The sequence below is a fragment of the Mesorhizobium sp. HAY1-8B genome, from assembly GCF_056868045.1.
This window is the reverse complement of sequence record NZ_CP200321.1, coordinates 2,116,487-2,142,482: the sequence shown is the minus strand read 5'-3', so window position 1 is coordinate 2,142,482 and position 25,996 is coordinate 2,116,487. Positions and strand designations below refer to the sequence as shown.

General features: G+C 64.1%; 23 protein-coding genes. 12 read left to right on the top strand and 11 right to left on the bottom strand.

From position 1 onward, the window contains the following. Positions 1-73: 73 nt before the first annotated feature. The 3 genes from AC1VON_RS10345 to AC1VON_RS10335 form a co-directional block, all read right to left on the bottom strand. Positions 74-1,072: a GlxA family transcriptional regulator gene (locus AC1VON_RS10345; RefSeq protein ID WP_246740789.1), complete on the bottom strand. Its 999-nt coding sequence runs from the start codon at positions 1,070-1,072 to the stop codon at positions 74-76. Between the two features lie 28 nt (positions 1,073-1,100). Continuing rightward, positions 1,101-2,000, bottom strand: coding sequence for a bifunctional methylenetetrahydrofolate dehydrogenase/methenyltetrahydrofolate cyclohydrolase FolD (gene folD / locus AC1VON_RS10340; RefSeq protein WP_483121944.1), 900 nt, complete (start codon positions 1,998-2,000; stop codon positions 1,101-1,103). A gap of 183 nt (positions 2,001-2,183) precedes the next feature. Continuing rightward, positions 2,184-4,751 (bottom strand): GumC family protein, encoded by a 2,568-nt coding sequence (locus AC1VON_RS10335; protein ID WP_483121942.1) that lies wholly within the window; start codon positions 4,749-4,751, stop codon positions 2,184-2,186. A gap of 199 nt (positions 4,752-4,950) precedes the next feature. On the opposite strand from AC1VON_RS10335, the gene AC1VON_RS10330 reads away from it, so the two are divergent. Next, positions 4,951-6,246, top strand: a complete 1,296-nt coding sequence (locus tag AC1VON_RS10330) for a lipopolysaccharide biosynthesis protein (RefSeq protein WP_483121940.1) — start codon at positions 4,951-4,953, stop codon at positions 6,244-6,246. A gap of 13 nt (positions 6,247-6,259) precedes the next feature. On the opposite strand, the gene AC1VON_RS10325 is transcribed toward AC1VON_RS10330, so the two are convergent. Genes AC1VON_RS10325 through AC1VON_RS10315 form a run of 3 tightly spaced genes read right to left on the bottom strand, consistent with a single transcriptional unit; the run spans position 6,260 to position 9,146 of the window. Beyond that, positions 6,260-7,186, bottom strand: a complete 927-nt coding sequence (locus AC1VON_RS10325) for a DUF6492 family protein (RefSeq protein ID WP_483121938.1) — start codon at positions 7,184-7,186, stop codon at positions 6,260-6,262. Next, a complete protein-coding gene (locus tag AC1VON_RS10320; protein WP_172352217.1) occupies positions 7,183-7,977 on the bottom strand; it encodes a WecB/TagA/CpsF family glycosyltransferase in 795 nt (264 codons plus the stop codon). Before AC1VON_RS10320 ends, AC1VON_RS10325 begins: the two co-directional genes overlap by 4 nt. After that, a complete protein-coding gene (locus AC1VON_RS10315) occupies positions 7,974-9,146 on the bottom strand; it encodes a glycosyltransferase family 4 protein (RefSeq protein WP_483121937.1) in 1,173 nt (390 codons plus the stop codon). Before AC1VON_RS10315 ends, AC1VON_RS10320 begins: the two co-directional genes overlap by 4 nt. A 171-nt stretch (positions 9,147-9,317) precedes the next feature. Between AC1VON_RS10315 and AC1VON_RS10310 the strand changes: the two genes are divergently transcribed. Genes AC1VON_RS10310 through proC form a run of 3 tightly spaced genes read left to right on the top strand, consistent with a single transcriptional unit; the run spans position 9,318 to position 12,489 of the window. Next, positions 9,318-10,316, top strand: coding sequence for a glycosyltransferase family 2 protein (locus AC1VON_RS10310; protein WP_483121935.1), 999 nt, complete (start codon positions 9,318-9,320; stop codon positions 10,314-10,316). Then, positions 10,285-11,649 (top strand): O-antigen ligase family protein, encoded by a 1,365-nt coding sequence (locus AC1VON_RS10305; protein ID WP_483121933.1) that lies wholly within the window; start codon positions 10,285-10,287, stop codon positions 11,647-11,649. Before AC1VON_RS10310 ends, AC1VON_RS10305 begins: the two co-directional genes overlap by 32 nt. 24 nt (positions 11,650-11,673) lie before the next feature. After that, positions 11,674-12,489 (top strand): pyrroline-5-carboxylate reductase, encoded by an 816-nt coding sequence (gene proC / locus AC1VON_RS10300; RefSeq protein ID WP_483121931.1) that lies wholly within the window; start codon positions 11,674-11,676, stop codon positions 12,487-12,489. A 2-nt stretch (positions 12,490-12,491) separates the two neighbouring features. Here proC and AC1VON_RS10295 read toward each other — a convergent pair whose 3' ends face one another. Continuing rightward, on the bottom strand, positions 12,492-13,808 hold the full coding sequence (locus AC1VON_RS10295) for an NAD(P)H-dependent oxidoreductase (protein ID WP_483121930.1): 1,317 nt from the start codon (positions 13,806-13,808) through the stop codon (positions 12,492-12,494). 340 nt (positions 13,809-14,148) lie between these two features. Between AC1VON_RS10295 and AC1VON_RS10290 the strand changes: the two genes are divergently transcribed. The 3 genes from AC1VON_RS10290 (at position 14,149) to AC1VON_RS10280 (ending at position 16,399) form a co-directional block, all read left to right on the top strand. Then, positions 14,149-15,555 carry a PTS galactitol transporter subunit IIC gene (locus tag AC1VON_RS10290; protein ID WP_483121929.1) on the top strand — a complete coding sequence of 469 codons (1,407 nt, stop codon included), beginning with the start codon at positions 14,149-14,151 and terminating at the stop codon, positions 15,553-15,555. Positions 15,556-15,629: 74 nt separating this feature from the next. Next, positions 15,630-16,091 (top strand): PTS sugar transporter subunit IIA, encoded by a 462-nt coding sequence (locus tag AC1VON_RS10285; RefSeq protein ID WP_483121927.1) that lies wholly within the window; start codon positions 15,630-15,632, stop codon positions 16,089-16,091. Between the two features lie 20 nt (positions 16,092-16,111). Beyond that, positions 16,112-16,399 carry a PTS sugar transporter subunit IIB gene (locus tag AC1VON_RS10280; RefSeq protein ID WP_140513359.1) on the top strand — a complete coding sequence of 96 codons (288 nt, stop codon included), beginning with the start codon at positions 16,112-16,114 and terminating at the stop codon, positions 16,397-16,399. A 39-nt stretch (positions 16,400-16,438) separates the two neighbouring features. Here AC1VON_RS10280 and AC1VON_RS10275 read toward each other — a convergent pair whose 3' ends face one another. Both AC1VON_RS10275 and AC1VON_RS10270 read right to left on the bottom strand, forming a co-directional pair. Beyond that, positions 16,439-17,833 carry a multicopper oxidase family protein gene (locus tag AC1VON_RS10275; protein ID WP_483121925.1) on the bottom strand — a complete coding sequence of 465 codons (1,395 nt, stop codon included), beginning with the start codon at positions 17,831-17,833 and terminating at the stop codon, positions 16,439-16,441. Between the two features lie 230 nt (positions 17,834-18,063). Continuing rightward, entirely contained in the window at positions 18,064-18,882 is an 819-nt protein-coding gene (locus AC1VON_RS10270) for an alpha/beta fold hydrolase (protein WP_172352226.1), read from the bottom strand. Between the two features lie 191 nt (positions 18,883-19,073). Between AC1VON_RS10270 and AC1VON_RS10265 the strand changes: the two genes are divergently transcribed. The 5 genes from AC1VON_RS10265 to AC1VON_RS10245 are packed head-to-tail and all read left to right on the top strand — an operon-like array spanning position 19,074 to position 23,695. Further along, complete coding sequence (locus AC1VON_RS10265; RefSeq protein WP_172352227.1) at positions 19,074-20,327, top strand: ABC transporter substrate-binding protein; 1,254 nt, start codon at positions 19,074-19,076, stop codon at positions 20,325-20,327. 3 nt (positions 20,328-20,330) lie between these two features. Next, the gene (locus tag AC1VON_RS10260; RefSeq protein WP_483121923.1) at positions 20,331-21,068 is read left to right on the top strand and encodes an ABC transporter ATP-binding protein; all 738 of its coding nucleotides are present in this window, start codon (positions 20,331-20,333) and stop codon (positions 21,066-21,068) included. After that, positions 21,065-21,778 (top strand): ABC transporter ATP-binding protein, encoded by a 714-nt coding sequence (locus tag AC1VON_RS10255; protein WP_483121922.1) that lies wholly within the window; start codon positions 21,065-21,067, stop codon positions 21,776-21,778. The genes AC1VON_RS10260 and AC1VON_RS10255 overlap by 4 nt, the downstream gene beginning before the upstream one ends. 10 nt (positions 21,779-21,788) lie before the next feature. Continuing rightward, a complete protein-coding gene (locus AC1VON_RS10250; protein ID WP_115144875.1) occupies positions 21,789-22,664 on the top strand; it encodes a branched-chain amino acid ABC transporter permease in 876 nt (291 codons plus the stop codon). Further along, on the top strand, positions 22,661-23,695 hold the full coding sequence (locus AC1VON_RS10245) for a branched-chain amino acid ABC transporter permease (protein WP_483121920.1): 1,035 nt from the start codon (positions 22,661-22,663) through the stop codon (positions 23,693-23,695). The genes AC1VON_RS10250 and AC1VON_RS10245 overlap by 4 nt, the downstream gene beginning before the upstream one ends. A 21-nt stretch (positions 23,696-23,716) precedes the next feature. Here AC1VON_RS10245 and AC1VON_RS10240 read toward each other — a convergent pair whose 3' ends face one another. Both AC1VON_RS10240 and AC1VON_RS10235 read right to left on the bottom strand, forming a co-directional pair. Then, entirely contained in the window at positions 23,717-25,033 is a 1,317-nt protein-coding gene (locus tag AC1VON_RS10240) for a M20 family metallopeptidase (protein ID WP_483121918.1), read from the bottom strand. Positions 25,034-25,074: 41 nt separating this feature from the next. Beyond that, positions 25,075-25,980, bottom strand: coding sequence for a MurR/RpiR family transcriptional regulator (locus AC1VON_RS10235; protein ID WP_172352231.1), 906 nt, complete (start codon positions 25,978-25,980; stop codon positions 25,075-25,077). Between the last annotated feature and the right edge of the window lie 16 nt (positions 25,981-25,996).

Sequence of the window (25,996 nt, the reverse complement as noted above, 5' to 3'; positions counted from 1 at the left end):
AGCATTGCTTGACCTATCGCCGTTTTCAACCCGGCGAAAAGGTGGGGGAAGTCGGAGCTGCCTTCCAGGCGGCTCAGTAGGTGGTGCGGCGCTCTTCGGACGGCGGACGGCCAAACTGCAGCCGGTAGCTCTGGGCAAAATAGGAATGCGAGGTGAAGCCGGTGGCGATCGCCACGTCGAGGATCGGCATGTTGGTCTGGCGCAGCAATTCGCGCGCCCGCTCCAGCCGCAACCGCATATAGTAGCGGCCCGGCGTGACATTGAGGTGGCGCAGGAAAAGACGCTCCACCTGGCGCACCGATAGACCCGCCGACTTGGCGAGTTGCACCGCTGACAAGGGTTCATCGAGATGGTCGGCCATCAGTTCGACGATGCGCCTCAACTTCTCCGACTTGCCGGTCAGGTCGCGCTCCGGACCGACGCGCTGGCGGTCCCCGGCCGAGCGGATGCGCTCGTGCTGGAACTGGTTGGCGACGCCATTGGCGAGGTTCGAGCCGAAATCGCCACGCACGATCTCCAGCATCAGGTCGATCGAGGTGGTGCCGCCAGCGCAGGTGTAGCGCTTGCGGTCGATTTCGAAGACATTGCCGGTGCAATTGATGTCGGGGAAGCGCTCCATGAAGCCGGCGCGGTTTTCCCAATGGATGGTGCAGCGGTAGCCGTCGAGCTGTCCGGCCTCCGCCAGCAGGTAGGAACCAACCGACAGCGCGCCGAGCGCGTTGCCGCGCCGGCCCCAGCTGCGCAGGGCCGCCAGCACCTTGCTCTTGCCTGGAAATTCCGTCGTCAGGCCGACCGAGACGAAGAGGATGTCGACCGGCGGCAGGTCGGCGACGCTATAGTCGATCTTGAGCGGGAGGCCGTTGGAGGCCATCACCGGATCGCCGTCTGCCGACACCGTGGTCCAGCCATAGAAATCGCGGCCGAGCAGACGGTTCGCCGAACGGAAGGTGTCGATGGCGGCAGCCAGCGAGAACATGGAAAACTTGTCGACCAGCAGGAAGGCGAACTGCCGGCCACCTTGAACGGGATCACTCGTGACCGGCCGTTCCGGGGAAATGGTGGGATTCGGCAAAACTGGCGCTTTCAGGGTCAACCCGGGCTCAGAAGGAGGGCCGCTTCAATCCGGCCGCAAGGTAGGCGGAAGCTAACGTATTGGCCATCAGCATGGCAATGGTCATCGGCCCGACACCGCCAGGCACCGGCGTGATGGCGCCGGCGACCTTGGCCACCTCGGCATAGGCGACATCGCCGACGAGGCGCGACTTGCCCTCGCCCTTCTCGGGTGCGGGAATGCGGTTGATGCCGACATCGATGACGGTGGCGCCGGGCTTCACCCAATCCCCCTTGATCATCTCCGGCCGGCCGACGGCGGCGACTAGGATGTCGGCCGTGCGGGTAAGCGCCGGCAGGTCCTTGGTGCGGCTGTGGGCGATGGTGACGGTGCAGTTGGCGGCAAGCAGCAGATTGGCTATCGGCTTGCCGACGATGTTGGAGCGGCCGACAACGACCACGGCGAGGCCGGACAGGTCCTTGCCGCGCACGCGCTCGATCAGAAGCATCGAGCCGGCCGGCGTGCAGGGCACAAAGGCCGTGTCGAGCTCGCCGGTGCCGAGCTTGCCGACATTGATGAAATGGAAGCCGTCGACATCCTTCTCCGGCGCGATGGCCTGGATGATCTTGCCTGCGTCGACATGGGCGGGCAGCGGCAGCTGAACCAGAATGCCGTTGATGGCCGGATCGGCGTTGAGGTCGCCGATGATCTTGAGCAGCGCCTCCTCGGACGTCTCGGCCGGCAGCGTGTGCTGGAGCGAGTGGAAGCCGCATTCCTTGGCGGTGCGCGACTTGGACGCGACATAGACCTGGCTCGCCGGATCCTCACCGACGATGACCACGGCGAGACCGGGCTTGGCCTTACCCTTGGCGACCAGTTCGGCAGTCAGGGTCTTGACCGTCCGCACCACATCCTCGGCAACGCTCTTTCCGTCAATCACTTCGGCCATGAACCATCCTCAACCCTGTTTCGCCCAACGCCGCTTTCGGGAACACTATGCAACGGCGCCGGCAACATGCAGCGCGGCATTGTCACGAAAATTCCGGCACGCAATCCCGTCAAAGCGCCGTCCCATGCCGTTTACGCGAAAACCGGGATGGTTTTGTTCGGCCTCGACGACGTATCTTGTGGCTCAGAAGTAGCGGCGACGGGCGCGGCTCTCGGTGAGTTCGCGAACTGCCTCGCGAAATTCGCGCAGGCTGGCGCGGATTTCCTCGATCGGCGCGTGTTCGGCGCTTTCCTCGGCCTGCGGAGGCTCCACCGGTGGTTGAGCCGGATAGGCCGGTGACTGCGGCGGAACGGGCTGCGATGGATGCGGCATTTGCCCGGCATAGGGCGCCATGGCCTGGGCGTAGGGATTGCCAGCCGGCGACCGCGCCTGCCACGGCTGCATTTGCGGATAGCCGGCCTGCTGTGCATGGGGATAGGATGGCGGCGGCGGATAGAGCGGCTGCAGCGGCATTATCGGCGACCGGGACGGCGGCCCCATCGGCTGGGAATAGGCGGCGTCGAAGCCTGGCGGGAAAGGCGGCCGCGCATAGTCCGACGACCGAGGCATGAAGGCGGAATCCGGATTCGGAAAGCCGGAAGGCATGGCAGCATCCGCCGGCTGCGCGCTTTCACCGAAGGCGGCGAACTCGCTGGCATCATCCGCCTCTGCGGAAGGCTTGCGGGACACGGCATCGCGCAGCTTCGCCATGAACGCACCGATACGGCCAGGCCTTTCGACGGGAGCGGCTTCGGTCTGCACGACGGGCGGCGGTGATGCAGGTGGCGGCGGCGGCGGCGTCGGAGGCACCGGCGCTGCCGGCATTGACGGCGCGGGCGGCGGCGCTGTCCGCAATGCCTGGTCTTCGGGAGGCGGCTTGCGGTCGCGTCGCGACCGCGATGTCGCGGTCTCGCGCAGGCTTTCATAGGCGCCGCGCATGGCGCCGAGACCAATTCCAGAGGCAAAACCCAGGAGCAGGCCGGCAAGCGCCATCAAGGCCCGCGACGGGCCTTTCGCTTCAAGCGGCGCGAAGGCCTTGGAGATGACGTTCATATTGGCGGTGTTGATGTCCTTCTGCTCGCCAGTCTCCTTGGCGCGCAGAAGGTACTGTTCATAGACGGAGCGCTTGGCGCTGGCCTCGCGCTCCAGTTCACGCATCGACACCAGGTCATTGTTGACGTCGCCGCTGCGCACCTTGAGCTGGGCAAGGCGGGAGGAGAGATCCTGTTCGAGCTGGACGGCGCGTTTCAGGTCGACCTGCAGCGAAGAGGCGATGCGGCGCAATTCACCCGCGATGCGGTCGCGCGCGCCGGCGATCTGCGCGTTGAGCGCCTGAAGTTCGGGATGACGCGGGCCGAGCCGGATGGCGGCGCGGTCGGCCTCCTGCTTGAGCGTCGCATATTGCGAGCGCAGGTCGCTCATCGTGTTGGAGTTGATCTCCTCCGGCAAGGTGCCGGAAAGAACCGAATTGACGTCGATCGAGCGCGCCGAAGCCGCCCTTGCATTGAGCTCCAGTGTACGGGCGCGGGCGACCGAGAGCTGCTCGTTGAGCTTCAGCATCTCGTCGTCGCTGATCAGATGACCCTGTGCGTCGACGAGGTCATGCGAAGCCCTGAAATCCTCGACCTTGCGCTCTGCCGCCTCGACGCCCTTGCGCAGTTCATCGAGCCTTGCCGTCAGTTCGTCGGTCGCGCGGCCGGCCGTGTCCGACTGGATCTGGCCGAAAGTCTGCAGAAACACATCCGTCATCGTGTTGGCGATGAGAGCCGATTTCTCGCCATTCTGCGTGGTCGCGCTGACGGTGATGACGAAGGTCTTGCCGCCGCGCTCGACCGAAAGGCTTTCGGCCAGATTGCCAACGGCGAGCGCGCGCCGGCGAACCTCGTCGGCACCGCTCGCGCCATCCTGGCGCGACAGAACCGAGCGAATGAGAGACCTGATGCCGAGCCCGCCAGCACCCTGGCCATTGAACTCCGGATCGTTGGTCAAGTTGAGCTTGTCGACGACCTTGTTGAGAACGGTACCCGAGGTCAGCACCCTGACCTGGTTCTCGACAATGGCAAGGGTGGCGTCGGAGGCGACAACATTCTGGGTGAGGTCGCGATCGGTGAGCTTGAGGTCGCGCGGATCGACGATCAGTTCGGCGGTGGCTTCATATTTCTTCGGTGTCGACAGCGCGATCGCGATGCCGAGCCCGGCACCGATCAGGGTGGTCGTGATGATCAGCAGCTTTGACCTGGCAATGCCGCGCACCACCTGCATCGGATCGATCAGCGGTTTCCATTGCTGGTCGTCCCCACGCCCGCCGAAAGAGGCATCCGTTTCGCCGGATCGGCGGGATGTGTCACCAGATCGAGCGCTGCCGTAAGTTTCTTCAGGTGCCATCCGTGCGCGCTGCACGGCCGGCGGCAGATCGCCGCTGCCGGCGTCCTCCCGCGAGCGCCAGGCGTCGTCCTGTGCGGTCGCTTGCGGCTGCTCGTCCGGCCGGAACAGGTCAGTTTCGACGGCGGCCGCCGATGGCGTTGGGTTCGTCCGCGCCTCACGTCGTGAACGGGCAAGGCGATGGGGCGTGGCGGCATCTTCGCGCCATGACGGGTCCGCCCGATCCCCTATCGAGACCAGGGACGCGTCGTCCTCGCCGCGCATGGCCTGGCCGAGCGCCAGCAATGAACGCTCGCGCCTCCAGTCTTCACGGTTTTCCCTGTCGACCATTGTCTTGGAGCTTTACCCTTTGGCCACTTGGCAGCGGCGGTCGGCTATTCGTTAAGCCACGCTAAACAAGCATAGGAAACAAAAGGTTAATTTCGGCAGGCCGGCGTGTAAGCTTTTCATAACCTCAAGTGCCGGAATTGCCGCGCATTCGAGCCTCAGAACGGCACGTTAAGCTTTCCCGCCTATGGCTTCGCGGCACATGACCGAAACTCGCGGCATACCGCAAAGGCGTACTTTCGCCCGGGTCGGCACTTTCGTGGCCGAGCGACGGGGGCTGGTCCGCGACTATTTCTCGGCGATCAGCGGCGCGGGCGGGCGACTGGTGTTCTCGCTGGCCTATTTCATCGCCCTTGCCAATACGCTGTCCATCTCCGAGTTCGGCATGTTCGCGACCGCTTCGGCGGCCGGCGTGATGCTGTCGCGGATCCTGGCCTTCGGTTTCATTTCGGCGCTCTATCGCACCGCCACCATCCGCCCCAATTTGATCGGCACCTTCACAGCCGGCTTCCTGCTGCTCGGCATCGTCTCGCTGCCGTTGCTGGCCGCGGCCTCGTTCGGTGTCTACCTGATCTTCTTCGCCGGCACGGTGCCGCTGTCGGTGTTTTCGGCGATCGTCTTCGCCGAAGCGCTGTTGTGGCGGCCGGTGGAGGTGGCGCTGATCGTCAACAACGGGCTGGGCAAATTCGGCCGTGCCGCCGTGCTGGCGATCCTGGCCACTGCGTTGCGGGCGCTTGGCGCGGTGCTGTTCATGCTGTGGGCCCAGCACAGCATCTGGATCTGGTCATGGTTCTATATCGGCGCCAATGCCGCCTCGCTGGTTCTGGCTTTCGGCTGGTTCTATCCGCGCCAAAGACTGCGGCTGCGCATCGAGCTTTACTTCAGGCGACTGGCGGATTCCCTCTACGTGGCCGGCGCCGAAATTCTGTTCTACCTGCAATCGGAATTCGACAAGCTGCTGGTGCTGGCGATCGGCGGCCCGCATCTGGCCGGCATCTATGCCATCATCATGCGGCTGGTCGACCTGACCGCGATCCCGATCCGCACCTTCTCGATGATGCTGGTGCAACGCATGATGCGGGCGCCGGACCTGTTGTCGCGGCTGACGGTCAAGAGCGGCATCGAGGGCGGCGTCTTCCTCGTTTCGACGCTGGCGCTGCTGGCGCTCGGCATCGTGCTGCACTTCTTCCCCAACGCGCTTGGCAGGAATGTCTCCGAGGCCGCGCCGCTGGTGGCGCTGGCGATCTGCGTTCCGGGGTTGCGCAATCTGGTCGAATACCAGGCCGAGCTTCTGTTCGCGCGCGGCCAGACGGCGGTGCGGGCGCTCAATCTCGGCCTGCTCGCCGCGCTTAAAGCGCTGTTGCTGACCTATGTGCTGACCACCATCTCCGATACGTCGAAGCTGGTGCTGTCGCTCAACGTCGTCTTCCTGCTGCTCTATCTCGCATCGATGCTGCTGACCTATTCGGCGCTGCGCAAGCCGGCGAAGGCAATCTAGGAAAGGCCAGAGGTCAGCGGTCGAGCCCAATCAGGCGACGGATACGGCCGATATCCGTGCCGATGAAGGATTGCATGCCGATCGCCACCTGATCCGGCGCCATGCCGGCAACGAAGCGGCGGAACTCGTCGTCCGACAACGCTTCGCCCGTCCAGTGGACCCGGCAGAATTCTTCCGAACCGTGGAAGTGACCGGCGCCGTCGAGCACATCGTCGACATAGCGGCCGTAGATCATGCATTCGGAGAATCTGCGCGCCGAGCCGACGACCTCGACCCAATCGCGGCCATGCACCTTCTCGATCTCACCGCACATGGCAAGCACGGTGTCGCGGCGCCAGGCAATCAGGGTCGAGATGTAATCGTGGGTCGACACGCGGGACGGGTCGATGCCAAGTGCCGAACCCGCATTGCGCGACCAGATGCGATGCTCGTCATGACCTTCATCCGCCAGCACGCCGTCGCGGCGGAACAGGCGCGCCTTGCCGTCGCGCCAGAAGGCGGCACAGTCGAAGGGCTTGAGGAAAGCGACGTCGGAATCGCAGAAGACCAATATGTCTTCCCTGGCATGGGCCGATATGGCGATGCGGCGCAGTTGCTGTACGTGCCAGCCGCGCAGCGGCTGCGTCTTCAGGCTGAGCCAGACACGCCGGCGAAACAGGCTGAGCGGGTCGTCCAGGGCGCGCAGCCAGTGCGGCAGCAGGTCGCGCTCATCGACGACAGTGCGCCGGTTCGTTTCCAACTGGCGGAAAAGCGCAACGTCTCGATGCTCGACCAGGATGTAGTGGTGCGCGGCCCCCGAGACATGCCGGTCGAGGGTCTCGCACAACAGACGGCAGCGTTCGAAATCCGGCGCGTAGCTTGCCGTCACCACCGCCGCCGTCGGCGTCTCCGGCAACAGGCCCGGACCGGCAAGAGCGTCTGGAACGAACCGTTTGTTCAACGGAGTTCTCCCGCCGTCTCGGCTCCGCGCGACCATCTCTGCTTGACGACCCGCCACAAGAACACCGGATTGCCGACCACATAGCGGCGCCAGAGCCGGCCCGGCTCGACCGCCAGCCGGAACAGCCATTCCAGGCGCAGGCGGCGCATCCACAGCGGCGCGCGCGGCACCGAGCCGCTGAGGAAATCGAGCAGCGCACCGACAGCGACCGGCATGGTGCAATGGCGCTCATCGATATGGCGCGCTATCCACAGTTCCTGTCTTGGCACGCCCATCGCGACCAGCAGCATGTCGGGCCGCAGCGCCGCGATCCGGCCGATGATCTCCGGTTCCTGCGCGGCGGAGAAATAGCCGTCATGAACGACCACGAAATTGTGCTGCACGGCAAGGGCGGCCAGCTTGACCGACGCCGCCTCGGCATTGACGCGCGTCGCGCCGAGCAGCCCGACGGTCAGCGGCCGCGTCGAGGCCTGCAGGAAGGCCGGCACGAAATCGGTGCCGTTGAGATTGTCCGGAAACGGCGCCCCATAGAGAAGCTTGGCGGCGAGATCGACGCCGATGCCGTCCGGCAGGATGAGGAAATCATCGAGCGCCTCGGCGAAGACCGGGTCCGTATAGGCGATGTTGGCGTTGTGGGCGTTGAGGAAACTGACCTTGGTAAAGCGCCGCTCGGCAATCAGTCGGTTCAGCAGGGCGATCGCATCGTCCCAGCGGATGGCAAGCACCGAAATGCCAAGGACCGTCTTCAGGCTGTCGAGGCCAAATGCGGCGCGGGCGGTGTGCATGTTCATGCAAACACCTCCCGCCTGACCGCCCCCAGCTTTTCCAGGCCGAGTTGGATGGCGGCATCAAGGGCCTTGACCTGCCGGCGATGGAACGCGCTGCCGTCAACGTCCCGGATGTCGGCCGCGGCAGCCTCCAGCGCCCTGGCGAAAACAGCTGGATCGTCGGTGACGACGCAATTGTCGGGACGATGGTCGATGCCGCGCAGCGAGCGGCCGGTGGCGACCGACGGCAGGCCGAGTTCGAAGGTTTCGATGGTCTTCAGTTGCACGCCGCTGCCGGCGGTGCTGATCAGCGGAATGACGGCCGCGCCGCTGACGAATGCCCTTGCATCCGGGACACGGCCGACAAACTCGACACCCGGATGCGCCGAGGTCACGCCGGACGGCATGTGGCCGGCGATGCGGATGCGGAAATCCGGCCGCAGATGCGGCACCACCTTGCCCAGGAACCAGTCGAGGCCGATGCGGTTCGGCTGCCAGGTCCAGGTACCGATCAAGGCGGCGTCGCAGTCGATCTGGCGCGGGCCTTTCCGGGCGGGCGCCCTGGCGCCGGTCACCAGCGGCAGCACCGCCGAGCGGTTGTCGGTGGCGACGCCGAGTGCCGCGCGGTCTTCCTCGGCCAGCGTGAAGACGAAGCGCGCGCGGCGGCAGAGACGCTCTTCGATGATCTTGAGCAGCCTTGCCTCGCGGCGGAACAGCAGGCGCTGGAAGAGGCCGCCGGCGGCGGCCGCATTCTCCCGCGCCGAGAGATGCTCGACATTGTGGGCGACGAAGATCGAAGGCCGGTCCTCCAAGAGCTTTTCGAAGGCACCGGCGAACTGCACGGAGTTCAGCACATAGCCATCGAACGGACCAGCCCGTTCGAGAGCGGCCTGAACACCGCGGTCGGACACCGCGCGCAACTTGACCGATGAGAAGGTGAGGCCCGATAGCATCGCCTTGCCGACCCAGGCGAGCTTTTGCAGCGCAGAGGCACTTTCGGTGCGGACGTCGATGGCACCCAGCACCACGGTGTTTCCGGGGTCGGCGGCGTCCTTCCCGGGCCAGGTGAAGCCGATCACCGTGACGCGCGCGCCAGCGCGCCGCAAGGCGGCGATGATCGCAGCATTGGCGATCTCGTAGCCCGAGGCGAGAGCACCGTCGGGCACGATCGATGTGGCGAACAGCAGATGCATCTCACCTATCCTGTGGTGTAGCCGGTAGCAAAACGCGGTGAACCCTTGATTAAGCGAGCACAATCAACGCCCGAAAGCCCCTGCCCGACGGGCTTCTCCGTGCAAGGTGATTAACGAAACCTTATCACCGTGATGCTACCAGAACCCAACTCACCATGTGGCTGGACACGGATGATCCCTTTGCCATCGGATGGTTCGGTATCGATCGCTGGACGGTCTCCCCGGCTTGACGTCGAGGCTGTCGAAGCAGTGGTCACCTTGCCGACCTTCAAGCGGCCCGAGCAGGTGCTGGAGACGCTGGCGTCGTTGCGCGCCCAGCGGACCGGCAGGCGCTTTGCCATCATCGTCATGGAGAACGAAGCCGAGGCGCGTGACGGCGCCAAGGCGGTGCTGCCACTGTTCGAGAGCGGCGAGATACCGGGCATGGTCATCATCGCGCATGAGCGCGGCAATTGCAGTGCCTACAATGCCGGCTGGCAGACGGCGATCCTGCACTTCCCGAACTTCAGGCATCTGCTGGTTATCGACGATGACGAGATCGCCGATCCACACTGGCTGGAACGCATGTGCCTGGCCGCCGAGACGCTCGGCGCCGATATTGTCGGCGGCCCGCAGCTGCCTGTCTTCGCCGACCCCGCCCATGCGAAATGGGTCGAACATCCTGTCTTCGCGCCACCCTACCGGAAGACGGGGCGCGTGCCGGCGCTCTATTCGTCGGGTAATCTCCTGGTCGGTCGCAACGTGCTGATCGCCATGGGGCCGCCCTTCCTCGATCTCAGGTTCAACTTCATGGGCGGCGGCGATTCCGACTTCCTCAGCCGATCGGCGCAAAGAGGCTTCGTGCTCGGCTGGTGCTCCGAGGCCAAAGTGCACGAAACCGTTCCGGCGCGGCGTGTCGAAGCCGACTGGATCCGGGCCCGCAGCCTGCGCAACGGCGTGATCTCGACATTGGTCGAGAAGAAGAAGCGCACCGGCACGCCGCTGGCCAGCACGAAGGTATTCGCGAAGAGCCTGGCGCTGCTTGCCGCGTCGCCGTTTCGCGGCCTGATCCGGCTGGCGCGGACCGGATCGCCGGCGATCGCCATCTATCCCATCCATGTAGCGCTCGGCCGCGTGCTGGCCGAATTCGGGTATGCCAATGAGCAGTATCGCCAGCCCGAGAAAAACTGAGCGCGCCCCGCTCAGCGCCGCGTTCACGCGCGACGGCGTGGCGACCGCGATCGCCGCACTGCTGTTCACCGTCATCATGGTGTCCTTCCGCCCGTTCCAGCCGGCGGGCGCAGAACTCACTGGCGAGGGCGGCGACATCGTCAACCAGCTCGGCTTTGGTTCGCTCGGCGCCATTTCGATCTTCTCATTGATGGCCTTCGCCGATCCCCGCATCGTGCGCTCGCTGCTCAGCCCCTCCTGGGTGCTGATGCTGGGTTTCTTCTTCCTGTCGGTGGTACTGGCGACCGACCCGCCCTCGGCCATGCGCGCGGCTTCCTTCACCATGATCGGCATCCTGACCATGGCAACGATCCTGGCGCTGCCCCGTGACGCCGAGTCCTTCTCGAAAGTCATCATCTTCACCGCCGTCGTGGTCATGGGCCTTTCCTATCTCGGCCTGATCGTCTTTCCGCACGAAGCGCTGCACACGGCCGACTCCCAGGAACCGGAACATGCCGGCCTGTGGCGCGGCGTTTTCACCCACAAGAACATCGCCGGCCCGATCATGGCCTGCTTCAGCTTCGCCGGCCTTTACCTCTACCGGCGCGGGCAGCGCTGGTGGGGCGCGGGCATCTTCTGCGCGGCGATGATCTTCATGCTGCATACCGGCTCCAAGACCACCGCCGGGCTGGTGCCGTTCTCGATCCTGATCGTGGTGCTGCCGAGCCTGATGGGCATGCGGCTAGGCACCCCGATCCTGTTTGCGCTCGCGATCATCGCGACGGCGGTCGGCACGCTGGGCATTGTCTTCCTGCCGCCGGTGAAACATCTGGCGGCGATCTATTTCCCCGACATGACCTATACCGGCCGCACGACGCTGTGGGAGTTCGCCGGCTCGATGCTGGCGAAGAAGCCCTGGACCGGTTACGGCTATGAGAGCTTCTGGGGCACGCCGCTGCTGCTCAACCAGGATCAGCCCTTCGATCGTCCCTGGGACATCAGAACCATCGTGCACGGCCATGACGGCTATCTCGACATCGCCGTGCTGATGGGCGTACCGGCGCTTTGCGTGGCGGTCTACACTTTTCTCATCGCGCCGCTGCGCGACTACATGCGCATTCCCCTGCGCAAGGAAAACATCTATCTCGGCGACTTCTTCATGATGGTGGTGCTGTTCACCGCGCTGAACGCTTTCCTCGAAAGCTTCTTTTTCCACCGCGGCGATCCGGTCTGGCTGTTCTTCGTGCTTGGCGTGCTTGGCCTGAGGCAAGTGTCGCTACGTCCGATCGCGGTGCGCAACCCTTCCCGCCCAGTCCGACGGGGCTTTCCGGACGCGGCGCGAACGTTTATGTGAGGCCTTTCCTCGGAGGGCTTTCAGATGACGATCAGGCTTGTTCTCGCTGGCTGCGGCAATATGGGTTACGCCATGCTCACGGGCTGGCTGAAATCCGGCAAGCTTGCGCCGTCAGCGGTTTTCGTCGTCGAGCCCAACGCCGATCTTCGCCAGCGCGCCGCCGCACTCGGTTGCGGCACGGCTGGAGATGCCGGCGCTCTTCCTGCCGACGCAGTGCCTGATCTGGTCGTCATCGCGGTGAAGCCGCAAGTGATCCGCGACGTCACCGCCGGCTACAAGCGTTTTGGCGACGGGCGCACGACGTTCGTCAGCATCGCCGCCGGCACACCAGTGGCGACCTTCGAAGAAATCCTGGGAAACCGCGCGCCGATCGTGCGCTGCATGCCCAACACGCCTGCTTCGATCGGCAAGGGCATGATGGTGGTGTTCTCCAATCAACTGGTTTCCGACGACACCAAGCGTTTCGTCGCCGACCTGCTGTCGGCCAGCGGCGAAGTGGCTGATATCGACGACGAGGGCTTGATGGATGCCGTGACCGCCGTGTCGGGATCGGGGCCGGCCTATATCTTCCACTTTATCGAAGCGCTGACCGTGGCCGCGGAGAAGGCAGGCCTGCCGCCGGCAACCGCCAAGCTGCTCGCGATGCAGACGGTCTATGGCGCCGCCTCGCTCGCCGCCGAAAGCCGGGAGGAACCGGGCGTGCTGCGCCAGCAGGTGACCAGCCCGAACGGCACGACGGCGGCCGCCCTTGGCGTGCTGATGGGCGAGGACCGGCTGACCACTCTGATGACGCAGGCCGTGGAGGCAGCGCGGCTGCGGTCGATCGAACTGGGGAGATAAACTCAGGTCGGCCCGTACAGCATCTCGTCCTGCAGCCGGCGCAAGGCGAACAGCCTCGTCGTTGGGTCGGGCGCGGCGTTGTCGGCGCTCAGCAGTTCGCCTTTCCTGACCGGCTTCAGCACCTTGCCGCCCTCGAGCAGGCCGACCGGCAGGGCGCGCTGGGCGCGGGCATCCTCGACCGTCATCGTCCAGGAGCGATAGCAGGTCTCGCCGATCGCATCGAAAATCTCGCCGATAGCCAAGTCCCGCTTGGCGACGGCGCAGACTTCGGCGACGGGCCTTGGCAACGGCACCATGTCGGGCTTGCCGAAGAGCATGATGCGGGCGGCGGTCAGCGGCACTTCCAGCGATGTCAAATGATAGGGCCGGAACAGGCTGTAATAGGGACCGTGGCCGATGTGCAAATCGTCCATGCGCTCGATGATGCGCGGATGCGTCGCCTCGACGATGACAAAGACGCCGGGCGCGACGCCCTTGCCGATGGTGTAGTCGACGACGCCCTTTTTCGTGAGCAGCCCGCCATCCTCGCGCGGGATCAGCACCTTGACGAGGTCGTCGCGGTCGGCCTTCGGGCCGTGCATGCCGGGCACGTCGGGCACCAGGCCGGTGGCGTTGGCGATGGCGCACATCTCGACCATGGTCTTGGAACCGTCGACGAACTCGACCAGCATGCGCGGGTTCATGTTGCGGCGGACCGCTTCCTCGCGATAGTCATCGGGCACGGCGTCACGATTGAGCGGGTTGTTCTTGCCCTTGCCGGCCGAGACGATGGTCAGGCCGAGCGTGGAAGCAAACTCGATCAGCTCCATGCAACTTGACGGCTCGTCGCCTGCGCCGACCGAATAGACCACGCCAAGCCGGTCGGCCTGCTGCTTGAGGTAACAGCCGATGGTGACGTCGGCCTCGACATTCATCATCACCAGATGCTTGCCATGCTCCATCGCCATCAGGTCGAAATCGGCGGCGACGCCCGGCTTGCCGGTGGCGTCGATGACGACGTCGATGAGCGGATTGGTGACCAGCATCTCGTTGGAGGTGATGGCGATCCTGCCGCTCTCGATGGCGCCGGTGACTTTCGACGCGGTATCGGCTTCGACCGCCATTGCTTCATCGCCATAAGCGATGCGAATGGCCTCGCGCGCGGTGTGCGGACGCCGCGTGGAGACGGCGCAGACCGAAATGCCCGGCATCAGCATGCCTTGCGTGACCAGATCGGTACCCATTTCGCCCGAACCGATGACGCCGATGCGCACAGGGCGGCCCTCGGCGGCGCGATGGGCGAGATCGCGGGCAAGGCCGGTCAAGGCGACATTGGTCATGCAGGATGTCCACAGCTTCTTGATTTGCGGCCGGATTAGCAGGGACCGGTCCCGTGTGCCAACGAAACCGCTCGCAAGCCGCGATTCCCAGCCCAAAATGCCCGAAAAAGGCGCCTTCGCCTGATCGATTGGCCCAAAGGGTTGCCAATTGACATTGTTGTGAACAGTCTGAATAAAACATTCGTTTGCTGACAAAGGCAAATGTTCACCAGACCGATAGGTCGACGGACATTCGCCGAGGGGCAATTTGGGGAGTGCCTTTGCGCCAAACTGGCGGCAAAGGCGTGGATGAGATCAAGGAGCATTGCGAGGCGTAGGCTCGGGCTCCAGGGGAGGAAGAATGGATACAGTTCTCGCTGGCCTGAAGGGGGCTATCGACACGCTCGGTGCGACAATCCTGCTGCCGATCGTCATTTTCATCATAGCCGTGGTCTTGGGTGCCAAGGTCAGCAAGGCCTTCCGTGCCGCCGTCACCATCGGCGTCGCCTTCATCGGTATCAACCTTGTGCTTGGGCTTATGTTCACGTCGATCGGCGACGTCGCAAAGGCCATCGTCACCAACACCGGCATCCATCGCGACATCATCGATGTCGGCTGGCCCTCGGCGGCGGCGATCGCCTTCGGCTCGTCGGTCGGGCTGTGGGTCATTCCGGTCGGCATCCTGGTCAATATCGTGCTGTTGCTGACGCGCATGACGCGCACGCTCAATGTCGACGTCTGGAATTTCTGGCACTTCGCCTTTGTCGGCTCGCTCGTCGTCGCCGCCACCAACAATCTGGCCTACGGCATTGCTATCGCAGCCCTGGTCGCAGCCCTGTCGCTGCTGTTCGCCGACTGGTCGGCGCGCGCGGTGCAGCAATTCTACGGCGTGCCCGGCATTTCGGTGCCGCATCTCGCCTCGGCGCAGATCCTGCCGATCGCCATCATCCTGAACTGGATCATGGACCGCATTCCCGGCATCAACCGCATCAACATCAACACCGAGACCATCGAGCGCCGCTTCGGCGTGTTCGGCGAACCGGTTGTGCTTGGGCTGATCATCGGCCTCGTCCTCGGCGCCATCGCCTTCTACAACGCGGGCGATCTCGGCACGGTGCTGGCCAAAGTGCTGGGCACCGGCATGACACTGGCGGCTGTCATGCTGCTCCTGCCGCGCATGGTGAAGATCCTGATGGAAGGCCTGCTTCCGGTTTCAGACGCGGCGCAGGAGTTCGTGCGCAAGCGCACTGGCGACCGCGAACTGCTCGTCGGCCTCGATTCGGCGATCCTGATCGGCCATCCGGCCGCGATCTCGTCGTCGCTGATCCTGGTGCCGATCGCGATCATCCTGTCGGTGATCCTGCCGGGCAACCGCGTCATCCTGTTCGCCGACCTCGCGGTCATCCCGTTCATCGTCGCCATGACCGCGCCTCTGGTCAAAGGCAATGTGTTCCGCATGGTGGTGATCGGCACGGTGACGCTGGCCATCGGCTTCTATGTCGCCAACGCGCTGGCGCCGCTGTTCACCAGCGCGGCCGTCGCATCGGGCTTCAAACTGCCGGCGGACGCGCTGCAGATCACCTCGGTGGTCGACGGCTTCCTGTGGGTTCCCTATGTGATCATCGAGGCGATCCAGGGACTTGGGCTGGTCGGCATCATCCTGATCGCAGTCGTCATCGCCGCGCTGTTCATCCTCTACCGCCGCAACTCGCTCGGCTGGGAACGGGCAGCGGGCGCCGAGGACGAGCCGGCCGAAGGCACCGCTTAAGCGCCATCGCGCCTTGAATTTGAAACGGTCGTGCGCCCTCCTCGGGCGCACGACTTTTATAGACGGAGCAGTACATGTCCGACAGCCTCATGCAGCTTCTGGATCCCGAAGCGATCGTGCTCGGATCGGATGCCTCGACCAACGAGGAGATCATCCGCGTCCTGGCCGGCCGGCTCGAGAGCCTTGGCTATGTCAAAAGCTCCTATGCCGACGCGGTCGTGCGCCGCGAAATGATCATCCCGACGGGACTGCCGCTGGAGCGCGCCGACAATGTGGCGGTGCCGCATACCGACCCCGAGCATGTGCTGAAGCCCGGCATCGCGATGGGCACGCTGAGAAAGCCGGTGACGTTCGCCAACATGGAAGATCCCGACGAGAAGCTGCCGGTCGGCTTCGTCTTCCTGCTTGCCATCAATGACAAGGACAAGCAGATTGAAGCGCTGCAGTCCGTCATGGCCACCATCCAGAATCCAGAGGCATTGGACGGCTTGAGGTCCGCCAGGACGCTTGACGACGTACGTGCCGTGCTCGGCTGATAACCAGGGAGAAGCAAGAGATGTCCAGACAGAAAACTATTCTCTTTGCCTGCGGCACGGGCATCGCGACATCGACGGCGGTCAATGTCGCCGTCACCGAGGCCATGAAGCAGCGCGGCCTGACCTTCAACGCACAACAGGCGAAGGCCACCGAAGTGCCGGGGCTGGCCGACAGCGTCGACTTCATTGTCGCCACCACCCCGATCTCGGCTTCGGTGACCAAACCGGTCATCAAGGGCCTCGCCTTCCTCACCGGCATCGGCAAGGACAAGGTGCTCGACGAGATCGAGGCGCAACTGCGCAAGTAGATCACCGACGACGCGGCTCCGGCGCGATGTTGCTCGGCTTCAGGCCACCCTGACGTAGCTCGTCATGCCCGATTTCTGGTGCTCGATGATGTGGCAATGCAGCAGCCAGTCGCCCGGATTGTCGGCGACAAAGCCGAGCTGAACCTTCTCATTGGGCTGGATGAGATAGGTGTCGGAAATCAGCGGCTGCACTTGGCGTGTCGAGGACGACAGCACTTTGAAGCTCATGCCGTGCAGATGCATCGGATGCGACTGCGGCGTCAGGTTCTCCATGTCGATGACATAGCTCTTGCCGAGCTTCAGCTCGGCCAGCGGCGCGGTCGGGTCCGGCGTATCGCCTGGCCACGGCACCTTGTTGATGGCCCAGAAACTGTAGCCGAGCGAACCGCATATGCCATCGCTCGGGATGTTTTCAGCCGTGGCGCTAAGCGCCAGCGAAATATGCTGGGCGGTGGTGAGGTCCACTTCCGCGACCGGATTGACCTCCAGCGGCGCAACATCACCAATGGCGCGCTTCAGCGAGCGGCCGACCGCGCGCAAGGTCGTGAGCACCTTGGGCTTGGTGCCCCTGACGTCTCGCAGGCTGACGACCGCGCCCTCCTCGTCCGGCATGCGGATGGCGAGTTCCATGCGCTGGCCGGGCCCCAGCAGCAAGGCATCGGGCGAAAAACGCTGCTGCACAGGATTGCCGTCCAGCGCCATCACGATCGCCTCGGCGCCATCGACCCGAAAGGCGTAGATGCGGGTAACATCTGATATCGCAACCCGCAGGCGCACCAGCCCGCCGGCCGGCGCGTCATATTGTGGCTGATCGAGCCAGTTGGCGGTGCGCACCGTGCCGTAGGTGCCGGTCCTGGCGGCATCGCGCGGCCGGAACTGGTCGATGAACTGGCCGTCGTCGCCAAGACGCCAGTCGCGCAGATTGAGGACGAATTCGGCGTCGAATTTCGGATCGTTCGGGTTCTCGACCACGATCACGCCGGTCAAGCCGTGGCCCATCTGCTCCAGCGTGTTGCAATGCGGGTGATACCAGAAGGTGCCGGCGTCGGGCGGGGCGAAGACGTAGTCGAAATGATCGCCAGTGTAGACATAGGGCTGCACCAGGAAAGGCACGCCATCCATCTTGTTCGGCAGACGAATGCCGTGCCAGTGGATGGTCGTCGGATCATCGATGGCGTTGACCAGGCGCGCGGCAAACGGTTCGCCCTTCTTCATCCTCAGCACCGGCGGCATTCCGGCGCTGCCATAGGTCAGCACATTGTTGGTCGGGCCGACGTCCATCAGCCTGGCCTGGATTTTCGTCGTCTGCAGCACCACCGGTTCAGGACTGGCGGTGGCCCAACTGCCAAACCTGCCGATGGCGGCCAGCCCGACACCGCTGGCGCCAGCAACCGCTGCTGTTTTCAAGAGCCTGCGGCGTGTGAATACGGTCATTTAGCGGTCCAACTGCTGAGGTGCCCGGCATCAGTGCCGCCTTCGACCACAGGCGAGCCACCGGCGCAATGCCGATACTTTGCATATTGGCGATTGCTTGCGCCATAACTTCGCAACCGAAGACGGTTTTACGTGCATGCGCCTATTGAAGGCACCGGCAAGATCGGAGCCATTGCCTCACAGTATTCCGCCTGCCGACAGCTGTCGGCCGCGAAGGCCGTCCTGCGAAGTTACCCCTTGTCGACGCTCGCCACGAAGCGGGCGAGGATTGGGTCGAAGCGGTCGGGCGAATCCCAGAACGGCGCATGGCCTGAATCGTCGAGCAGATGCGCCTTGCCTTCCCACAGGTTGGAAATCTTCACGGCCGCGACGAAATCGGTGTTGACGAACGGTTCGTCGATGCCGTTCAGAACGGCAATCGGCGGCGTCTTACCGGCGACGATCTCGCGCTGGTTGCGGCCGGTGCCTGCCGCGAATTTCTCGAACATCAGGCGCCGTGCGCGACCGTCTGTGCGTGCGACAGTGTCAAGGAGAAACGGCTCGAACGGCTCACCGCAGGTGCTGCGCGCATAAGCCTCGACATCAGCGGCAGTGAAACTTTCCTGTCCGGCAAGGTGCATGTGCGGGCTCGGTTTAAAGCCGTCGCCGACCTCCGAGGGCGCCACTGGCGGGGTGCCGGTAATCATCAGGCCGAGCAGGCCGGGAAAGCGGTCGATCATCTCCAATCCGATATGGCCGCCAAGCGACCAGCCGAAGACGATGGCCTTGTCTATGCCGAGCAGCCCCAGCACTTCGGTCATCGCATCGGCATAACCCTCCATGCTGTAGGAGCGGTCCGGATCTATCGCATCACCTGATGCCCCGTGGCCCGGCAGATCGGGGGCGATGATGCGGTAGCGCTCGCCCAGCGGGCTCTCGAGCTGGTTGCGGAAAACAGCTCCGGAAGAGGAATTGCCGTGGATCAGCAACACGGCGGTGCCTTTGCCACCGGTCTCGCGAACGGCGATCTTGCCGTGGCTGGTTTCAAGGGTCTTCTGCGAGATCGTCATGGTCCGCTCCGTCTGGAATTGCCTTGTTTTAGTGCAGATGCGCAGCAAAGCGCCACCGCTTCCATACCTTTTGCCGGAACCGTCTTCCCGGTCAGGTTGCGTTGAAAAATCCTTTTCAAATAAGAACAATTATGCGTAGATTGTCAATTATCCAACTCCCGATGAACGGGAGGAAAACAGGGAACCGCACGATGAAATCCAAATCCGCAGGCAACAGAATCCGCCATATGCTGATGAGCAGCGCGCTGATCGGCGTGTTTGCCACGGCGAGCGCGCCCGCTTTCGCCGACGTCGTCAAGATCGGCCTGCTCGCGCCTATCACCGGGCCCGCCGCGGCGGACGGCCAGGAATTCCAGCGCGGCGTACAGATGGCGATCGACGAGGCAAACGCGGCCGGCGGCGTTGCCGGCAACACGTTCGAACTGGTGGTCGGCGACGTCAAGGATCAGTCCGCCGGCAATGTCACCAGCGCGGTCGAGCGTCTGCTTGGCGATCCCGGCGTGCAGTTCATGCTCACTGGTTACGCCAGCTTGACGAATTTCGAGATCGACAACATGGCCGAGGCGGAGATGCCCTACATGCTCGCGGCCACCTCGCAGCAGACCAAGGATATCATCGCGCCGAACCCTGACAAGTACATGTGCTGCTGGTCGCTGACGCCGTCCTTCGACGCCTACAACACCGACGTCACCTTGTTCGTCGAGAAGCTCGCGGCCGACGGCAAGATCACCTTGCCGACCAAGAAGGTCGCCATCATCTCCTCGGACAACGCCTATTCCAAGACCATCTCCGAAGGCATGAAGAAGACCTTCAAGGAGAAGGGCTGGACCATCACGGTCGACGAGATCGTTCCGTTCGGCGAAGTGACCGACTGGCGCTCGATTCTCGCCAAGGTGCGCGAGAATGTTCCGGACGTCGTCATCAACACCGACTATCTGCCGGGCAATTCGGCATCCTTCCTGAACCAGTTCCTCGAGCAGCCGACCAAGAGCCTGGTCTTCCTGCAATACGCGCCGAGCGTTCCGGAATTCGTCGAACTGACCGGCAAGAAGTCGAACGGTGTGATCTACAATCTCCTGGGCGGGGCGCTGACGACGCCGAAGAACCCGCGCGCCGACGAGGTAGCGGCCAAGTTCAAGGCGAAATACGGTGTCGAGAGCGGGACCTACGGCGTCGGCCTCTACGAAATGACCAATGTCTATTTCGACGCGGTCAAGAAGGTCGGCGGCGCATCGGACCATGCTGCGATCATGAAAGCACTGTCGGAAACCGACAAGCAGGTCGCCGAGGGCCGGTTGAAATTCGATCCCGCAACCCACCTTGCCACGCAGGGCGACGACTATATCCCGATCACCTTCTTCCAGATCTGGGACGGCCAGCGCGCGCTGATCTCGCCGGAGAAATACGCAACCGGCGCCTTCAAGCCGCAGCCCTGGATGCAGTGAGGAATGGCCCTGCTTGAACTGGACGACGTGTCGAAGGCCTTCGGTTCGCTGAAGGCCGTCGATGGCGTGTCGTTCAAGGTCGAGGCCGGCGAGATTTTCGGCATCGCCGGCCCGAACGGCAGCGGCAAGAGCACGCTGTTCAACATCATCACCGGCATCCCGTTCGGACCTGACCGGGGCCGCATCCGCTTCGACGGGGCCGCCATCAACGGCAAACCAGGGCACGCCATCGCGCGCCTCGGCCTTGCCCGCACCTTTCAGCGTGAAACCTCCTTCGACGGGCTGACCGTTTTCGAGAACGCCTTGATCGGCGCAAGCTACGGCAAGCAGGAAAAGGCGGCCGCGGCCGCCCGCGAAGCCGCCGCCGAAGCGCTGGAGTTCGTCGGACTGGGGTCGGCATCGTTCGGGAGGCTGGCGGGCGAACTGTCCGTCTTCGAGCGCAAATGCCTGATGCTTGCGACCGCGATCGCCATGCAGCCGCGCATGCTGTTGCTCGACGAGCCGGCGTCGAGCCTGACCAAGCCCGAGATCGAGACGTCGATCGGGCTGATCCGCCGCACCGCTGAACGCGGCATCACAATCCTCCTGATCGAGCATGTGCTGACCTTCCTGATGAGTCTGTCACAGCATCTGCTGGTGCTCAACAATGGCCGCGTGCTCGCCGCCGGCGAACCGGGGAGCGTGATCGCCGACCAGCGCGTCATCGAAGCCTATCTCGGAACCAGGAGGGCGGTGGCGTGAATCCCATTCTCACCGTCGAGGGCGTGACCGCAGGCTATGGCCGCGTTACCGTGCTGCACGACATTTCGCTGGAGGCAGGCCGTTTCGGCAATGTCGGCCTGTTCGGGCCCAACGGCCATGGCAAGACGACGCTGCTGCGCGCCATCTCCGGGCTGCTACAGCCGAAAAGCGGCCGCATCCTGTTCGACGGGCATGACATCGCCGGCCGTAGCGCCCGCGCCATCGTCGGCACCGGGCTGATCCATGTGCCGCAAGGCAACCGGCTGTTTCCCGACCTCTCCATCGCCGATTGCATGGCGCTGGGCGCCTATTCGTCGCGCGCCCGCCCGCATGAGGCCGAAAACCGCGAGAAGGTGGTCAAGCTGTTCCCCAAACTGGCGGAACGCTGGCGCCAGCGCGTGCGCACGCTGTCGGGCGGCGAGCGCCAGATGGTGTCGATCGGCACGGCGCTGATGAGCCACCCGCGCCTGCTGATCCTCGACGAGCCGACGCTGGGGCTGGCACCCAAGATCAAGGACGAGCTCTGTGCTTCCGTCATGGACATTTCGCGCGGCGGCGTGCCGCTGATCGTCGTCGAGCAGGACATCGAGTTCCTGCTGGAGCTGACGCAGCAACTCTACCTCGTCAATCATGGCGCGGTGGCGACCGAGATCAAGCCGGGCGAAAGCCTCGACCACGGCGAGATCATGTCGATGTATTTTGGCCATTAGGATTTCGAACATGAGCGCATTGGCGGAAATCCTGTTCGGCGGCCTGTTCCAGGGCTCGCTCTACGCCATGATGGCGGTCGGGCTGGCCCTGGTCTGGACGACGATCGGTGTCTTCAACTTCAGCCATGGCGTGTTCATGATGCTGGGCGCCTATATCGCCTGGCAACTCGTCGAACTCGGCCTGCCGGCGGCGGTGGCCTTTCCGGTCGCCGTCGTCGTCATGGCCGGCGTCGGCTGGATCCTGCAGGCGAGCGTAGTGCGGCCGCTGATCGGCCGGCCCAACATCGTGCTGGTCGTCGTCATCACCACGCTTGCCGCCGGCTCGTTGATCGAGAACGGCGCCTTGACCATTTGGGGGCCGCGATCGAAACAGATCCCGGCGCTGATCGACGGCAACGCCACCATCGGTGGCGTCGGCGTCTCGCTGCACCAGATCGCCATCATCGTCATCACGCCGCTGATCCTGGCGGCTCTCTGGATGTTCCTCAACCGCACCCGGCTTGGGCTGGCACTGCGCGCAGTGGCGCAGAACGAGGATGCCAGCCACCTGGTCGGGCTGAACGTCACCGCGCTCTATGGGCTGGCCTTCGCCATCGCCGCTTCGCTGGCGGGGCTCGCCGGCATCTTCATGGGCGGCTATCGCTTCATGTCGCCTGTCATGGGCAGCGACCCGCTGCTCAAGGCGCTGATCGTTGTCGTCTTCGGCGGCATATCGAGCATATCGGGACCAATCTTCGCCGCCTATCTCATCGGCTTCTTCGAGGCCGCCTGCAGCTACTATTTCGGCCTCTACTGGACGCCGGCATTACTGTTCGGCGTGCTTATCCTGACCCTGATGGTGCGCCCTGAGGGTATTTTCGCCAGCCGCTCGCGAGGCCTCGCATGACCGACACGACCTCGACGATGGCACCAGTCCGTACAGCAGCGGCAACCCCGATCGCGCCCGGCCGCACGCCGTGGAAGCATGAGGCCGTCGGCTTCGTGCTCGGCTTCGTGCTGCTGGCATTGCTGCCGCTGGTCTTCGGCGACACCTATGCCCGCCACATCCTGATCATGGCCTTCATCTATGCCATCGTCGCCTCGAACTGGGACCTCAGCCTCGGCTATGGCGGCGTCTTCAATTTCGGCCATCTGGCGCTGTTTGGCATCGGCGTCTATGCCTACAGCCTGCTGACCAAGCTGGCCGGACTCGACCCCTGGATCGCGCTGTTTGCCAGCGGCATCATCGCCACGCTGGCGGCGATCCTGGTGACCATCCCAATCCTGCGGCTGAAAGGCATCTACATCATCCTGGTGACCTTCGGCTTCGCGCAGCTGGTGATGCAGGTGATCCTCAGCCAGTCCGACATCACCGGCGGCACGCAAGGCATCGTGCGCATTCCCGGCCTCTACTGGTTCGATCACAACATGGTCCGAGACGGCAAGTTCGCCTATTTCTACATCGCGCTGGCGCTGCTGGTGGCAAGCACTTCGTTCCTGCGCGTGTTCGTGCGCTCGCGTGCCGGCGCCAGCATCGTGGCGTTGCGCGACAATGAAGAATACGCCATCAGCCGCGGCGTCTCGATCGTGCGCCAGCGCATGCTGACGCTTGCAGCCAGCGCCTTTTTCACCGGTGTTGCCGGTGCCTTCTATGCCGCTTACCAGCGCAATGCCTCGATCGACGTCTTCGGCATGAGCCTGGCGACCATCATCCTGTCGATGGTGTTGTTGGGCGGAACCAGCACCATCTACGGCGCCATCATCGCCTCCTTCGTGCTGACCGTCTTTGCCGAGTGGATGGCCGATTTCGGGGCATGGCGGCCAATGATCACAGCCGTGCTGATCATCGGCGTGATGCTGGCCTATCCGAGCGGGCTGGCCGGCATGATCAAGGCCGCATGGGGTGCCGTCGCCGGGCGGATCAAGCGCCCGGCCTGACCGCCGGAAACAGAATTCCGCTCAGCGCACCCCGCACCAGTCGATCACCGAAGCGGCAATCACCTTGGCGGTCTCGACCACCGATTCCACCTCGACATATTCGTTGGCGCCATGGAAACCATCGCCCGATGGACCGAAGATGACGCCGTCGACACCCGCGCCAGCATAGTGCGCGGCATCGCAGACGGCGACGAAGCCGCGTGCCTCGGGCGCCTTGCCGACCGCGGCCTTGCGTCTCATCAGCGACGTCACCAGCGGATGGTCGACCGGCGTGTTCATCGGCGGGAAATGCAGACCGCCGAGCTCCCACTGGATGGTCGGCGGGTTGTCGCGCAGCCAGGCGTCGGTTTGAGCGAAATGATGGACGAACGCCTCGAAGTCGCGGCGATAGTCGGCCGAGTTCTCGTGCGGCAGGAACTTCATGTCGAGATCGAGCACGGCGACATCGGGGATAATGGCCGGGTTTGTCATCACGGTCGGCAGGCCATGCTCGCCAAGACCTGTGCCGCCATGCACGACGCCGATATTGATGGTGTTCATGCCGAGCGGCAGCAGCAGGTGCGACTTTGCCCGCGTCCGGTCCAGCTCATACTGGCGGACGGCTGCAATGAAGCGCGCCGCGATCTCGATCGCGTTGACGCCCGGCTTCAGCCGGTCCTTGTCGTGGCGCTGCGGATAGATTTCGTTGTAGCGCAGCGCCGAATGCGCGTTGCGGCCACGGATCGTCACCCGCGCCCATTCAAGACCGCCCTCGACCGGCAGCACGTCGCCCCAGGTCGGCTCCGCGACAAGCACCGCCTTGGCGAGCTTGCCCTTCTTCACCGCGTCTATCGCGCCGAAGCCGCCGGCCTCCTCGTCGACGACGGAATGGATCGCCAATCGGCCTTGCAGCGTGATGCCGGCCTTTTTGATCGCATGAGCGGCGGCGACGCAGGCCGCGACGCCGCCCTTCATGTCGACAGCACCCCGGCCATAGAGCCGGCCATTGGTGATCTCGCCGCCGAACGGATCGACGGACCAGTCCTTCATCTCGCCGACCGGCACGACATCGATATGCCCGCACAGGATCAGGCTGCGGTCTTCGTTTCCGGCCCACTCGCCGACCAGATTGGGCCGGCCGGGCAAGGCATCCCATTGTTCGGTGCGGAAGCCATCCTGCTTGAGGATCGGTTCGAGCAGCGCCTGGACATCCGCCTCGCGGTTGATCGCCGGGTTGGCTTCGAATTTGGGATTGACCGAGGGTATGCGGACCATGTCGCGGGTCAGCCCGATCAGCCAATCGCGGTCGGCCTCGATCTCGGCCTGCACGGCATCGATGATGGTCTGGGTATCGGGCATCGTCGTTTCCTTCCTCGCATCGCCGCGCCGGCGCTTCGACGCTATTTCCTGGGGGTTCTGGGTTTGGCGGTTTCGTTCTCCGGTGCCGACAGGGCGGCATCGAGGGTGACGGCATTGGCGCTGCGGATCTTCTCGATGTCCTCGATGCGCTTGCGCACCCCGGCGCCATGGCCTTCCAGCGCATGGGCGAAGACAGTCTCCATCTGCGCTACGGCGGTGGCCAGCGTGTCGAAGGGCGAATTGGCGTCGATCGCCGCGACCATGGTCAGATCGGCGATGTCGGCGATCGGCGACAACCAGACGTCGGTGAACAGCAGCACGGAGACGCCGCGTTCATGCGCCTGTTGCGCGAAGCTCACCACGTCCGACTGGTAGCGCCGATAGTCGAACACGACGAGAAGGTCGCGCCTGCCAAGGTCGATCAGGAGATCGAAATCGGCAGGGCTGAGCGAACCGATGTCGCGCACGCCGGAGCGGAATTGCAGGAGGTAGCCGGCAAGCATAGAGGCGATATGCCGGCTGAAGCGGCCGCCCAGCAGCACGACCTGGCCCTTGGTCTCGAGCAGCAAATTGACCGCGCGCGTGTAAGCCTGCAGCGGCACCGCCGTGCGCGTGCGCTCCAGACTGTCGGAGACCGAGTGGAAATAGGCCAGCGCCGTGCCTTCGCTGGAGCCGCCCGGGCGCTTGGCCTCCATCATCAGCAGCGGCGAGTGCAGCCTGGATTCGACCTCGGTGAGCAGACGCGCCTGGAAATCGGCAAAGCCGACATAGCCGAGCTTGGTCATCAGCCGTGTCACGCTCGGGTCGCTGACCCCGGCGCGCCGTGCCAGACGGGTCGCTGTTCCAAGCCCCGACATCGGATAATCGGCAAGCAGAACCTGAACGATCTTTTCTTCCGCCGACGTGAACGCCAAGGTCGTGTTGGCCAGTTCTTCGCGGATCGACATGGTCATCGCCTCTCGC